Origin of the sequence: Aliifodinibius sp. S!AR15-10 (genome assembly GCF_031569985.1) — a bacterium.
In the GTDB taxonomy this organism is placed as follows: Bacteria; Bacteroidota; Rhodothermia; order Balneolales; family Balneolaceae; genus JAMQKA01.
Genome location: NZ_JAMQKA010000051.1, coordinates 14,957 through 30,462, shown reverse-complemented (window position 1 = coordinate 30,462; position 15,506 = coordinate 14,957). Strand labels below are relative to the sequence as shown.

Annotated in this window: 7 protein-coding genes; 1 reads left to right on the top strand and 6 read right to left on the bottom strand. The window is 43.1% G+C overall.

Features of this window, described 5'->3' with window-relative positions; translation table 11 throughout:
* Positions 1 to 232: 232 nt before the first annotated feature.
* The 5 genes from NC796_RS21980 to NC796_RS21960 all read right to left on the bottom strand — a co-directional run bounded on the left by NC796_RS21980 (position 233) and on the right by NC796_RS21960 (position 12,176).
* The gene (locus NC796_RS21980; RefSeq protein ID WP_310687790.1) at positions 233 to 2,707 is read right to left on the bottom strand and encodes a DUF5703 domain-containing protein; all 2,475 of its coding nucleotides are present in this window, start codon (positions 2,705 to 2,707) and stop codon (positions 233 to 235) included.
* Between the two features lie 146 nt (positions 2,708 to 2,853).
* Entirely contained in the window at positions 2,854 to 4,356 is a 1,503-nt protein-coding gene (locus NC796_RS21975; protein WP_310687788.1) for an RICIN domain-containing protein, read from the bottom strand.
* A gap of 283 nt (positions 4,357 to 4,639) precedes the next feature.
* Positions 4,640 to 7,234 (bottom strand): glycosyl hydrolase family 95 catalytic domain-containing protein, encoded by a 2,595-nt coding sequence (locus NC796_RS21970; protein ID WP_310687786.1) that lies wholly within the window; start codon positions 7,232 to 7,234, stop codon positions 4,640 to 4,642.
* Positions 7,235 to 7,560: 326 nt separating this feature from the next.
* Positions 7,561 to 9,102 carry a RagB/SusD family nutrient uptake outer membrane protein gene (locus tag NC796_RS21965; protein ID WP_310687784.1) on the bottom strand — a complete coding sequence of 514 codons (1,542 nt, stop codon included), beginning with the start codon at positions 9,100 to 9,102 and terminating at the stop codon, positions 7,561 to 7,563.
* Between the two features lie 14 nt (positions 9,103 to 9,116).
* Positions 9,117 to 12,176, bottom strand: coding sequence for a TonB-dependent receptor (locus NC796_RS21960; protein ID WP_310687783.1), 3,060 nt, complete (start codon positions 12,174 to 12,176; stop codon positions 9,117 to 9,119).
* Positions 12,177 to 12,591: 415 nt separating this feature from the next.
* On the opposite strand from NC796_RS21960, the gene NC796_RS21955 reads away from it, so the two are divergent.
* Positions 12,592 to 13,629, top strand: a complete 1,038-nt coding sequence (locus NC796_RS21955; protein WP_310687782.1) for a LacI family DNA-binding transcriptional regulator — start codon at positions 12,592 to 12,594, stop codon at positions 13,627 to 13,629.
* A 78-nt stretch (positions 13,630 to 13,707) separates the two neighbouring features.
* Here the strand turns inward: NC796_RS21955 and NC796_RS26905 are convergent, their stop codons facing one another.
* Positions 13,708 to 15,375, bottom strand: coding sequence for a CRTAC1 family protein (locus NC796_RS26905; RefSeq protein WP_409070405.1), 1,668 nt, complete (start codon positions 15,373 to 15,375; stop codon positions 13,708 to 13,710).
* Between the last annotated feature and the right edge of the window lie 131 nt (positions 15,376 to 15,506).

Genomic DNA, 15,506 nt, shown 5'->3' with positions numbered 1-15,506 from the left:
TCAATTAAGTGATAACCTTTTCTTGATCTTAAAGTCGATCCATTTATAAAATTAGGTTTACAATATCCTGCGTTTTTGGGTTGGGGTTCAGACTTCTTCAAGCAGCTTTTTTTAATCACTGAAAGTGCAGGGTTAAGCCCCGTTCTGGGACCAATTAAATACCCCGAGACAGAACCAGCGGGATATTAAAATTGTCTCTGCATCATTCGATATTTTGCTTATTATTATCACTTCATTTATCCATGAAAATTACATCTTGCTCCCTTTCCTTTGGGGTAACCTTTAACTCCTTGACCTCCCCATCTTGTATTACCGCTTCTACCGTTGTTTCTTGCGGGGCATGGAGTTTAAATTGTACATCCCATTCCTTCGGCAGGGCCGGTTTAATCCGGATTTTCCCGTCGTGGGTCTGCATAATCATTTCCTGGAGGCCAATCATACCTGAACCACCGACATTATGGTCCGGTGCGTAGTCGCCTCCCGGGAAGTATGCCGGAAAGCGGAACGGTCCGTTCCCTAGTTTATCAAATATGAGATTTCCTGCTTTATCTGCCATTCCAAGTCGTGCGGCATGGATGACACTTTGCGACCATCCCCCAGAACTTGCTCGGTACGCCTCAGAGGTCGTGAATAGGTACGTATTTTTCTGAAGGTCCAGATCAGGCATGCCTAACCCATACTGCTGATAGGGATACAGCCCATACATTTCCGGATTGTGCGAAGGATGATTGCGTTCATAATTTTCGGCCGGTTTAAAATATTTAAACCCTTCAAAGTCTCGATTATATTGATTACCGGATGTCATGCCCATCGGGTAATCGGGCAGGGTTGCCAAAATACTTTTCCAACGCTTTTTCTTTTTCGGAGATTGAATTGAGTCAGGAAGCTCAAGCAAACCGGACAACACGGCCCGCATGCCGGCAATTACGGACGTGGGGTTTTTCGCATTCGGATGGTATTCGAGCGCATTGGTTGGGTATATGATAAGTTTGCCATTCTCATCCAGTTCTTTTCCTGTCCGCTGTTTTGCATGCATCCGGTAGTGTTCGTCGTAAAAGATGACGGCTTGTTCAATAAAATCTATATACTCGGAAACATCTTTCCCGGTATATTCCCGGTACTGCAACATCATAAAAGCAAATTCAAGCTGAGACTGAAATAACCTGCCGATAAATGGATTATTGGTAACGCCTTTTTCATAATCCTTGGGACGGTGTCTGAAACCGGTAACCCGTTCATCTGCAAATCCAAACTCAGCCATTCCCAATAATCCTGTAGCACTAGGTGCCTCTACGCAAACTAAGCCATCGTGCCCCCACAAATGCTCTACCTTGGTTTTGGTAGTGGCCATGGTGTTTTTGTAAAAATCCAATTGTGGCAGCATACCATCAAAGTCGCCACTTTTAAGCATCGGCCAGTATAATAATCGTTGATTCTGGGCATGAAATCCGGCTCCCCATCGCCTGTAATCGGGAGTGTATGCACTCATTGCAGACTCATCACCCGATTTAAAAACATAGCGTTGTTCATTTTCATATTTTGGATCAAAAGTCAATACCCCGCCATTAAATTTCGTAGGTTCCTTGCCATAAAAACCACTGACCAGCATATACCGGAACAGATTGTAGTTTCTGGCTAATCGCCATGCCGCATCCTCGGGGCCCTTGTCCTTATTGAGAACAATATGACTCCGCTCCCAAAAGTGTTTCCACCAAGCCTGATTTTTTTTCCAAAGCTGTTGATCATCCTGATTCCTCTGCACTTTGTCCATCAGTTGGCTTTTCCACTCACCGACCGTTTCCGTTTGCGCAATATGGGTGTACAGTTTTAACTCAACCGATTTTGCAGGTTCCTGGGTTTCATATTGCCATCCTTTAAAATCGGTTTGTGCATAGTGGCCACTCGTTGTTTTTGAAAATGTCAGATTATCACCTGTTAGTATGCCTCCAAATGTTGAATTGGTCACCGGATCCCATAATTGGTCTTTGACTTCGGTGAGGCCTTGTTGTTTTACAATTTTGGGAAAATAACTTTCTTCATTACGCATCCTATGGTAAAAAACCATTGAGTTGTCCCCGGCTTCAAATTCGTCAGGGTATATATAGGCCACTTCAGGATTCCCGGGGAGGTTGTTCCATGAAATATAACGTTGTTCATGGCCTGCTGTGTCATGAGGTAGCAATAATTTGTCGGTCCGCCAATTTTCGTACGTGGCCGTTACATCAAGTTCTACATCAGACTCCACTTCGGTATGTACCACGGGTTCACGGATTTCAGCCCAAAGCTTTATGTTCGTTTCGCCATGTTCTTTAGAATTAGTGGTAATGTAAACAGCGCCATCGCTGAGTCTCAGCTCTTGTTTAAATGTTGCATCATCAAATATATTTGGCTCAAACGAAATTCTCATTCGGCCAAATTTCATAAGAGCCCCATTCTCTTCACGCGCACCCGGACTTGAGAAATAAAAGAGCAATTCGTCATTTTCGACCCAAATGTTAGTGCCAATGTTACCTCCAACCATAGGCATTGAGGCACCGGAGTTGTGGCTTTGGGAATCCCAGGCGATGTTGTAATTATCAACATTGAATTGCAGCTCCTGGGCGTTACACCCTAAGTTTATTGTGAGAAAGAACACAGCAAGAATTGTTGTTAATACCCCGATTTTATTAACATCTTTCTTCCGGGTATAGCTTGTGAATATGCTCATCGTCTTATCTATTTCAGTTAAGTTTTCTACAATATTTCAACAATTTTCAGTACAGTTTCTGTGAAGAACTTAAGCCTCAGGATGAGAGGAATGGTCATATAACGGGCTGGACTTTGGATGTCGGCATCATATCCCTTCAGGAACCTCTAATTAGAGATAGGCATTTTGAATTTCCATTTCTGACTTTCACTGTTATCCCACTCCGCCTGGATGACGTGGGGGCCCACTCCGATAGAGTCATTGGTAATATCAGCAACCTTCCCAGAATGCATGTTCGTAATACGATAGGTCCCGTCGTTATTTTCTTGGATTTCCCATAACTGCTCCTCTCCATCACCATCATTCCACGTTTGTTGAACTAATGATGCCCCATCCTGCATCGATGCGTTTTCCACTGATAACACTTTTTGCCAGTCCATTTCCAAGCTGTGGGTCACCTCCAGACGGTACGCTCCGTTGCCTATGTAGGTGACCAACCAGCGCTGGTTGGTTGCATTATCCCAATTTCTTAAATGAGTCGGTGCACCGTCCTCGTTTTCACCCCCTATGACACTCATTACCATGTTAGTCTCCGAATTTTCAATACGGTAGGCCCCTTCGCTAACCGGTCCTCTTGGCTTGCTGCTTCCTAACGGAGACAAGGGGACGGCGATTGTTTTATCATTGTGGTTGTCACCTCCCAGGTTTCGATCTTTGGCAACGTCGGTTACGGCGAAGTATATGTAGGTAGCAACGCCGTTTTCAACCAATACCTTCGGTCTTTCTATTTTATACCAAAGGGTGCTCGCCCCGTTTTCATAATGCGTGATGCCAGGAACGTACGCATTATAACGGCTAGGGAGAATCCAATTAATCCCATCTTGGGAATACATGTAGAAGGCTGCTCTACGACTCCATTCATTGGCAATGAGATGGTAATATCCACCTTCCCTCCATACCACTTGGTCTTCTACATCAACAAAGCCCTCGGGCACCCAGTTTGTGGCTACCTCCCTATAGGAACCGGTGAGTGAATCTGCCTGGTAGATATTATGCGGGGTACGGTTGACCACTACTATAGAACCATCATCGCGAACTACGGGAGCCGGATTGGACCAGCCCTCCATGCCCTCGATGGACAGGTTCATCGGCGTCCAGGGTCCCTCTAAAGAATTTGCCAAGGCGATATCATACCCCTCTCGCGATATGAAATACAGGGCATACGTTCCATTATGTTCAATTATGGCCGGATTGTGCCCATGGATTTCGCCCAGGATGTCTTTTTGCCATGTAAACGGACCCTCAGGATTATCAGCAGTACACCAGGCAATTCGTGAGGTGCGTTCTTCCTCTTTAGGATAATGGCCTTGCTTTTCCGGCCAGCGGGCTACAAACATGTGATATTTCCCTTCGGGTCCTTTTATCACATCCCCGCCCCAGTAGGCCCAGTCAGGGGACTCAATACCATTTTCTGCATCACGGGGCAGCACATACGAACGCCCCCACAGGTTTGATTCCAGGCCATTTGTAACCGGCACATCCATGAACCGATCTATAAACGGGGTCGGAGGTTCATTGATTTCTTTCTTTTGCTTCTCAGTCTCACAACCGAAAAAAAACAACAAGCTGAATGTTATCAGTAAAAGCACATCACGAATAATTTTTCCCATATCTCAGCAAGGTTATTTTAATTTCTAGTCTAACTCTCCTGCATATGCAGGGTGATAGCAATATCATTCGAAGATAGCTAGGGGGATATTTGTTGAGAATATCCCCCTCCATGTTTTTAAAGCCTGAGTCCAGCAACGGATACCAAGTATATTCCCTGGAGATCGCTGTTCAGGGAGGAAAGTCAGAAGTTCAATCTTCGAAGGTTTGGAATAAACCAGCACCTCAACCATATAGAAAATCATTGTTCAAACAATTAATTGATGTAATGATTTACATGAAATCTCACGGTGAAGAAACTTTTCTAATCCAATCAGAGGGGTTAGAATCACCTAAATTAACATGGATTTTTATCGACTTATCTTTAGGTAACTGCAACGTACAATTTTCCTCCCCTTTTTCAGGGTGTTCTACCAAGACACCATCGGACGCACTAATTGATTCGATACCATAACCAACCATTAGTGTAATATCTTGCTCTCTCAACGATGTAATTGTCAGATCAACTGTTTTTTCCTTCATATTCCAGGCCATTTTATCCACTGTGGCAAAAGTGCGGAGATTTATTCCTTTAATATTTCCCTTCTCCAACGTATGAGGGAGCGCTGGTAATAAACCAATAACACCTGGTCTGGAATAAACAAGCATCTCCATCATTATAGTAAGAATGGAACCTTGAGAATCAGGCATAAACCCAGTATAAGGATTATGGGAGGATGTAAGAGCAGGTCCAAAATAGCCTTGCTCTATAAGTTGCTTTAACTCAAAGTTAACCAGATAGCTATCTTTCAACTTTGCTGCTGCCAAAGCACGCTGAGAAAGTCCATGACCAGATGCATCGCCTTGCGCTCGTTTACGATTTGCCAACCAAGCAGCTTTAGCCAACCCCGGGGTTTTATCAGGAGTAATTTCATCACTCCAGGCAACCCCGTGAAGGTGAGAAGAGTGGCGGTGATCTTGCCTTTCGGACAAGGTAGGCCAAGCCCATTCTTTAAGAGCGCCATCTTGATCCAAAAGATAGTTTGGCATCTTTTCCAACATATTCTTCCATTTGGGAATATTTTCAGCTTCCATCCCAAGTATTTTTGAACCCGTAATTAGGTGAGTCAACACTTCGCGGCAAATCATTATGTCCATGGTAGCGTTAATAACCGCTTGTACGTCGTTACTCCTGCCATTTTTATAAGGTCTACCATCGTAAATTTCAGAAGGCCAATTTTCTGGAGAATAAGAGGGTACAAAAATATAATTGCCCGTGGAGTCAGTTTCCGTCAGATAATCTTCATAAAATAACGCCAGTTCCTTTAACCCCGGCATAATCCGGTTCCTGAGAAATTCCTTGTCCCCGGTTACAAGATAATGCTCCCAAAACTGATTGTATGCCCAACCACCAGCCGATATCCAATAATGATGTGGCCAATTATAATCCCAATGATATAAAACACCTTGCTGTTGATCAGGATGTACCGAAAACAATGCGCCTCTTGCGCCAAAAATATTTTCTGCATTCTTCTTGGCATCAGGTAAACTCCCTTCAATCCAGCTATAAAAAGAATCCATTGCTTCTGGCAAATTGGCCATTGCCCCTCCTGATACCTGGAGATTTACATTAACATTTAAGTGACCGTATATCGGTGGAAAACTACCGATGCCCCCTCCTTCCAACATCAGCCAATAACGGCTCATATCAAAAAGTTTGGACAACAACGTGGTATTGTAGCCAATCCGGGTTCTCTGGTCAGCAAGTAATTCTTCACCTGCCATGGCATTTTCTTGGGGGGTACGGTCAAAATTCAGGGAAGCCCGGTTAAAGATGAGAGCTTGAGCTTTTTCGTTCCGGGCAAGCAACTCATTATAATCTCGAGTAATGGTTTCCAGCTCATTAATCACCTTATTTACTTTTTTCTCATCGATATTTTGGAACCATTCAATCTTGGTCAAAAGCATTAGGGATTTCACCCCTTCAACCACCAAAATATCATCGTCTACGCTTACTTCCCCTCCGTCAGGAATAACACGTACAACGCCAGCATATCCAACATTCATCTCTTGCGGACTAAAATGTCCTTCAAGAACCAATCGTTGTTTGTTATAATCCCTCTCGTATGTAATTGAAGTTGAATCTGTGTTTCCATACGGAGTTAATGGCGCCGGCTCTGGTTGAAACGTATTCAATTTAATCCGCGTACTCAGCGACTCACCCTGTGGCGCGGTGAGTAATTGAACAATAGCATCATCAGGGCGTGAAACAAATGCCCTTCTTTCCCACTGCCCCTTCTGATCTTCCCAATGTACCTTGATTTCACCATTTTCAAAGTTTACGGTTCGCAGGTAATTCTTTACAGGTCCGTTAGCCGGTTTCTCAATATTCATACTAAAGGCCGGGATATCATCGTGATTTTGTGTTCCGGGTGGCATTCCGGCTTCAGTAGCTGCTTCAAAGGAAAGTTCAAGTGCACGTTTGTACTGATCTTGCAACATGAGGCTCCGAACTTCTGGCAAGACATGGGCAATATCCGGTGCTTCAAAGGGCAACTTCCAGGGAATCACCAATCGTTCATGACGAAATACTATTTGTTCAGACAATGGATCACCGTATACCTGAACATCCATTTTACCATTGCCCGACATAAGCATATCATTGTGACCGCCCCCTGGTATAATGCTTGCTAATCCTTTTTCAGGCACCATATTGCGTTTCACCCTTTCATGTAGGGGCATAGGCGAAATCTGCTGATTCTCTGGAACAAGGGAATAGCTCGAAACAGGCTTTTTATGAAATAAACGGTTATTCTGGCCATAAGCCGACAAAGAGATTATTGAAAATGCCAGGAATAATGAGGACCAACTAATCCACTTAATATTTTTTTTTACATCCATCTTTGCTTCCCGTTATGATGATTAAATAACACAGTCTTATATATTATATTTTTCCAAAATTAAAACCACTATATAATACAAATAGTCAGACATATCAATATCTGGTTTACGGGTATAATTACCTGGTACATAACTCATGCCAATGTACATTCACTTTTATGAATAAGTGATTAATCTAATCTTCGTTTGAGCTCTGCTTAAAAAATAGTTTAACTCAAGTTGACAATTTTGTAATCAATAGAGCGAAATCGCAATATCAAAATAGAAGGGTCATAAGAATGGAAACCCGGGATCTTTTCCGTTCCCGGGCTTCAACATCACAATATTTAATAGTCAGGATTCTGCTCTAATTCACCATTACTTTGGTCTATTTGCGACTGAGGTAACGGCCACAGATAATGTTTTTCTTCAAAAGTATAAGAAAGGATACCGTCATCAACATTATTTAGGACCTCTTCAGCAATCCTCCAGCGTTTCAGGTCGTAATAGCGCAGCCCTTCGAAGGCGAGCTCAATACGTCGCTCATGCCGTATTTTCTCCCGCATTTCGGCCTGTGTTAAGTTATCGTCAAGATCAGGAAGTCCTGCGCGATTTCGTATTGGGTTAATGGCTTCATGTACGGATTCATTTGGGCCATTCAACTCATTCTGCGCCTCAGCATACATAAGCATTATCTCGGCATACCGGAAAATTACCCAGTCTTGGTCGCTTAAGGTTGCATAGCCATAAGGCAGATGACCAGGTTCCAGGAATTTTTTTAATCCATACTCGGTTGGTACGTCATTGGTAGGGGAGTGTGCCCCTCCCTCTTCAAATGAAGGGCCATCCCGGAATACAGTTTTAGTCAATCGTGCATCCCGATTTTCAAATGGATTTTCGGGATCATAAACGGCCGACTGGTCAATGGGCTCCCCATCACTCGCCTCATACGAGTCCACAAAACTAGGCAGTGGACTTACCACAAGCCAGTCTCCATACATCTGATCTCCATGATGGATTTTATCCGGGGCAAGATATTTAGCTGAAAATATGATCTCAGGATTACCTTCCTGGGTTCCTTCTCGGAATACATCTACGTAATTCGTGGCTAAGGAATAACCGCCCTGCATAATACTTTGCGTTATATCCCTAACCTGCTCAAGTATCTGGGGTTGTGGATTGCCATTACTGTCATAGCCGTTATACAGCAGGGCTCTGGCTTTTAATGCCTGTGCACTTGCTTTGACAAGATGGCCGCCATTCTCGGAATAATGGACATCCTCAAGATTGTTTATTGCAAAGTTTACATCCTCGAGAAATGCATTAAATACCTCTTCAGCACTATTTTTAGGCTGGTTTTGGTTTTCTAGGGTAAGCGGCTGTTTTATAACTGGAACCGCTCCGTAAAAGAAGTAAAGCTTCCAGTAGTTGAAGGCCCTAAAAAAACGAGCTTGTGCCTCGTAATCTGACCTTACTTCTTCACCAATCCCATCCCCTTCAAAGTTCTGCAAGTTTTGCAGAAAGATATTGACACGGGCAATATTTTCATAGGAGTGAGAGTAAGCATCATTAATATATCCACCTGTTGTAGGAGTAATATTGCCTTGAACTAATTGTTGAGACCCTCCATAGTTATGTTGACCATAGGAGTTGTCTGTTAAGTTATCCAAATTAGGATAAAGGACCGAGTTCATGGCAAATTCTTCCCATGGGTAGCCATTTCCCGCCATATCTCCGTAAATTGCAGTCAATCCAATTTCAAAATCTCTTTGGGACTGCCAAAACGTAGACTCGGTAGGTTGATCATTGGGTGTTTTATTAAGGAAGTCTTCGCATGCCCCAATAGTGAATACTAGTGTTATTAACAGAATATATTTAAGCGTTTTCATAGTTTAATTCCCTTTTAAAATTCAACATTTACACCAAATGAGTAGACCTTGTTTTGTGGATATCTGACAAAATTTCCACTACCTGCCCTTTCAGGATCTAAACCAGGAAAAGGTGTGAATGTCAGTAGGTTATCACCTGAGAAAAAGATACGTGCAGAACGTAAGCCAATAGTACCAACCAGTTCTGAGCCAAAAGTGTACCCTACATTTACATTTTTAAGCCTCAGATAGGATCCATTCTCTAACCAAAAAGTGGACGGGCGTGTCAACTTTTGGGGTGCATTAAATCCAAAATATATCCTGGGCAAGGATTCTGATGGATTTTCTTCTGTCCACCGATCTTTCCAATACTCTGCCGGTGGAGAGCCCTGTGTAAATGGTAGCTGCCCCCAGTTGGTAGCAAAGTATTTTTGGCCTTTGACTCCTTGGAAAAACAGAGAGGCATCAAATCCCTTCCACTGACCACTTAAATTAAAGGAATAGTTGAAATCAGGGTGCCGCCCGTCTATTATTACCCGATCATCCTGATTGATTACTCCATCACCGTTTTGATCTTTATATCTCAGATCGCCCGGTTGAGTGTTATCACTAAATTGTGGTGGAGCGTTGTTAACCTCCTCGGTGGACTGAAAGATACCCTCCGTTTCTAACATATAAAAAGCATCCCACTCTTCACCTTCTTGCAAAATAGAATAACTGCGTATTTCGCGTTCGCCGAACGTAACCAACTCATTGGTGTATTTGTCAAAGTTAACACCTATTTGATATTGCAGGCCGTCAAGTGCTCCTCCATTCACAAACTTCCTGTACTGAATACCCAACTCTACGCCTTTATTCAACATCTCACCGCTGTTTACCACAGGAGCAGATAATCCCACGAGATCTGTAACCTGTGAAGAGCGCAAGATATCTTCGGTTCGCTTACTATACCAGTCAAACGTAATATCCAGGCTTTCAAATAGTGTCAAATCCATTCCGATATCCAGTACGGTTGTGCTTTCCCATTTCAGATTTCGGTTTGAAAGACTGGTTTGGGCTACACCAGGAGAAAGTTGACTATTGTCGAATGAGTAATTTCCGGTAAATGTCAGCAGACTTTGATAAGGATATAAACCAATATTTTGGTTACCCAGCTCCCCATAAGAAGCGCGAAGCTTCAACTCACTGAGCCAAGAACTTGCACTACTGTTGCTGATAAAATTTTCTTCGCTTATCCTCCAACCAACAGAATATGAGGGAAAAAGTCCCCATCGTTCTTGTGGTGATATCCTTGAAGTTCCGTCATATCTAAGATTTGCCTCCAAGAAATAACGCTCATCGTAATTGTAGTTCACCCTGCCGAATATTGACATCAGGGCCCAAGATTCTTCAAGTCCACTGGCTCTCTGAATTGAGGGGGTCCCTGCATTCAATACTCGCAGGTTACTAGTAACATACTCTTGCCTGAAGCCTTCAAGATATTGGTAGGTATTTTCTTCTTGGCTGTAACCTACCTGTGCATGAAAGTTATGGAACTGCCCATAGGTATCTGTATAATTGAAATAACTGTAGAGATTGGTGAAGATATTTCGGTTATCATTTACGGTCAATCCTCTCCCTCCAACATCCAAAAAACTCATAGGCTCACCAGTATGGTAATTGTACAGCTGAACCTCCGGTCGGAAGGTTTTATTTTCATCAAAGTCGGCATTAACAGCACCCTTGGTATACCATGTCAATTTATCTGAAAAATCAATATTTACCCATAACTGCGAGTTCACTGTGTAATTAGTGATATTACTGAATACTTCATTCTCAACAATAGCTACCGTATTCTTGTTATTGTATTCAAATGGATATGCTTTGAAAGTATATCTTCCATCGGGTAATGTAGGCCTATAGGTTGGAGCCTGTGATAATGTTGAAAGATAGGTATCCTCTCCACTCTGAGCAGGGTTTTCACGCATACCTTTTTGAAGTCCAATATTCCCCCCAAATTCTATAGCCTCAGTTACTTGGGAGCTCACCTTAACTCTTGTATTGAACCTCTCATAGTTAAAACCCCTCATAACCCCATCTTGGTTTGTATAAGCTAATGACACACGGTAGGTGGTGGCCTCATTACCCCCGCTGAAATTAAGCTGGTGTTCATGAACCGGGGCAGGATCAATCATGATGTCCATCCAATCGGTACTTGGATATTGTTCACTATCACCATTCTCATATTTTGCAATCTCCTCTTCGGGATACAATCCACTTGTTATCCCTGTATTACGCCTAGCTTCATTGAAAAGCCGCATATATTCAGCTGAATTCGTAATTAGATCCAAACTTTTCGTAGGGGTATGGATGGCATATTGTCCTTGGTAGGAGACTAAAAATTCGCCTGAACGTCCCTCCTTTGTCTCAACTATTATTACACCATTTGCACCTCTTGCACCATAAATTGATGCCGATGCCGCATCTTTTAACACACTTATGTTGCTTATATCGTTGGGAGCTACATCCGAGAGACTGCCCGGCACTCCATCAATCAAAACTAAAGGTTCGGAACCGGCACCACTAAATGTACCTTGCCCTCTGATTTGAATGTTGACATCTTCGGCTCCAGGCTGACCTGAATTTTGAACGACCTGAATACCTGGTGCACGACCTTGCAAAAGTGAAGCTGTATTTGTCACAGGACGCTTGGCGATTTCATCACCGCCTATTGATGAGACAGATCCAGTCAAATTCGCTTTTTCCTGCGTACCATAACCTACCACAACTAGCTCTTCTCCGCTAATTGCTTGCGACTGCAAAGCAATATCTATGCTTGACCTTCCATCGATAGGAACACTTTGTGTCTGATAGCCGATAAAAGAAAATACCAACGTGTCTTGTAGCGATGGTACATTTAGGCTGTAATTTCCTTCGGAATCAGTTGATGTACCCGACGTTGTACCTTGTACCACCACATTAACACCTGGTAGACTTTCTCCTGTTTCTGCGTCGGTAACGACGCCCTCAACTTGTTGGGCATGCCCAACATGCACAATGAAAGTTGCTAACACCATCAAAAGTGCAAACTTTTTAAATTGTATATAAAGAGTCATGATTATCCCCTTACCCTTTTGTTGTTATTATTTCCTCACGAGGTTAAATCTCGTGGTATTCAAACGTTTGAATATATTATAGTATAACCAATCATAACTTATCTGCAACATTTTTTCTTCAATTCAATTATTATTACAAATACACTACAAAAAATTCTAAAAATAAGGTGTTTAATTACACCAAAGAACACTTTTTATAATCAAACGTTTGAATTACCTACTAATAGGAATCACTCTTTAGACTCACAGACTGTAAATATCAACAAAATTTATTGCCTATCTTGTGCGAAAAAGGGACTAACAAACAACACAAAGACACATTATTTCCAATAATTTTTCAAGAAATCTACTTTTTGATTCACATACTTAGTGTATCTATATTCAATCGCTTGATTTTTTTTGAAAAAACATCATTATGAAGAAAAAGAATGCAACACTAACAGATATTGCCAACGAACTTGACATCGATGTCTCAACAGTATCTAAAGCATTAAAAAATCATCCTAATATAAGTGAGACCACCAAAAAAAAAGTAAGTAAGGTTGCAAGGCAGCTGAACTACCGTCCTAATGCTATAGCTACTGCCCTAGTAAAAGGGAGTAGTAATCTTATTGGGGTAATGGTACCCCACACTGATGAGAGTTTTTTTGCCTCCGCCATAAGGGGTATTGAAGAAATTGCTCAACAGGCAGGCTATAACATTGTGATATTTCAGTCCCATGACGATCAGAATACTGAAATAAAAAACCTTGAAACAATGTACCGGGCTAGAGTAGATGGAATTATTGCCTCTCACGCTATGTATACATCGGACTTCAGTCACTATCAAGATGTAATCGATCAAGACATTCCACTTATTCTATTCGACCGATTTGATAATTCGTTGGATTCGGATGTGGTTGCCGTAGATGATTATAAAGGAGCTTATAAAGCTGTAACCCATTTAATTGAGCAAGGATGTAAAAAAATTGTCCATATTTCTGGTAATATGGGGGTTCATATCTACGATGAACGTCTAAGAGGGTATAAACAAGCCTTAAAAGACAATGATATCAATTTTGAAGAGGATTTAGTTTTTGAGAGTGATACCAGTATTGAAGATGGACAACAACTAACCACTAAATTGTGGGACCGGTCTGTAAAGCCTGATGCCATATTCGCAGCCTCCGATAATCCGGCTTTAGGAGCTCTTCAAGTACTAAAAGCGAAAGGGGTGAAAATTCCTGACGATGTAGCTATTGTTGGATTCAGCAATGAAAAATTTACTTCATACGTTACGCCAACCATTACATCTGTGGAGCAACACAGTAGAAGACTAGGAGAAATAGCGGCCCAAATTTTTATAGATCGAATTTCTAAGGATAGACAAGAAAACGACAATAAACTTCCTCAGAAAGTAATTCTCACCCCCGAGCTTATTGTGAGAGAATCATCGCAAAGAAAAAGAAAATGATAATGCTACCTTCCGAGGCTTGTTAAGGCCTCGGAGTTGCTTACATTAGGTCTAGCCAGTAAGAGATTGCCAGCTATTCTACCCCTTAGAAACCCGGTAACTCCATTGATCCGGTTCAATTAGTACCTCCTGGATTTCTCCGTCATACCAATGAATGCGAATACGTTGGGCTTCCCGGCGTTCATCTATTCCTAGCACTTGCATGGCACTGTTTTGCGACCAGCACCCTGAGCCTGCCTGGATTTCACGCATCGGTCCGATTGTACCATCGCTATAAACCAGCTGGACGGAGGATCCGATAGCCGATTTATTTTCCCCGTCGCCCACTAAATGAACAGAAATCCCACGTCTTGTTGTCTGATTCGTATAGAGCTTGGTCGTCGAATCATTTTGAGTTACGGCCAAATCCGCTTTCCCATCTTTGTTAAAATCACTAACCGCGGCCCCCCGCTGCTCGCCATACACCTTTATTCCGCTGACCTGTCCGGGCACAGCACTGAAATGCCCTGTGCCATCCCCCTCCAGCAGCTGGCCGCGACCGGCATCCAGTCTTGGCATATCAGGAGGTGTTCCAAAGAAATTTTGACTCAGGAAAAGATCTTCATTCCCATCATTATTATAATCAAACACGGTAGCGCCAAATGCAGCTGAAAACTGCGTTTCGTCAGGCAAGGAAAGGGCTTCAAATTGGTCGCCACGATTGATAAACAGCGTATGGGCCAACCTGTTTATACCCCGCGACGGAAGGCTTTCCGGTCTGACTTGCAGGAGTCCACGCAAAGAGGTTCGGCCATATTCTGTATGGCTGGAGACTCCGCGCAGTAACACCGAAGAAAGCGGTTGCAAGGCTTCAAGCTGCTGGCGGGGGACGTATGCTCCGATCTCTTGCGAGTAGTACGATTCAATAATATCGGTACTTCCGTCACGATTAAAATCACGGTAATGCATAGTGAGGGGGAAATTGGTATCAAGCTTGTATGGAGAATTCAACCCCCAGTTCGTGGCTACAATGTCAGTGCGCCCGTCGTTATTAAAATCACCGGTCGCAATCCCATTCCACCAACCGCTTAGATACTCAAGCCCGTATGCAGAAGAGACATCCTCAAAAGTGCCATTCTCATTTTCTAGCAGTAGTAAGGAGTCCCACTCACGGCTTAGCAATAAATCAGGATCCCCGTTGCTATCAACATCAGAAAACACCGCGCCGGTTACCAGACCAACATCCTTCAATATTTCAGCATTAGTTTGATCCAGCGTAAACTCCCCATTTTCGTTGATAAACAACCGCGAGGTGGCACTTACTGGATACTGTGCCGGAACAAAACGACCGCCCACAAATAGGTCGAGATCACCGTCGCCATCATAGTCGGCAGCGGCAGTGGGACCGGTTGTGGAGAACAGGCCTGGAATACTGCCTCGTTTAGCTACAGGCCCATCCCGGAAAACGTAATTCAACACTGAGGGAGTCCTTTGATCCCTGGTTTCATAGTTCATATTTCCCAGCAACAGGTTGGTTCCTCCTGTTGAATTCCAGCCCAGTATAGTGGTTTGATCGGAGTTCGTTGCGGCGGTGAGTCCATCCAATGAGAGGGGAGAAAATTCCCCTTTACCGAGATTTTCAAAGGCTCCAAGACTCCCCCCTTTGCCGGAAGGTATAAACAGGTCGTCATCGCCATCCTGATCGTAATCTATCCAAGAAATACCAGGTCCGAGGTAGCTCAGTTTAATGGGTAGTAGGGGCTGCACCAGCCTGTCGTCGTGCCAATCTTCATGGTGGTGATGATCAATTCTCTCTGAAACATCAGCAAACAACTGGCCTTGTTCTGAACTTGCGGGAGAGGATGTATCCACATTTGTATTTTTATTACCTTTCGGCA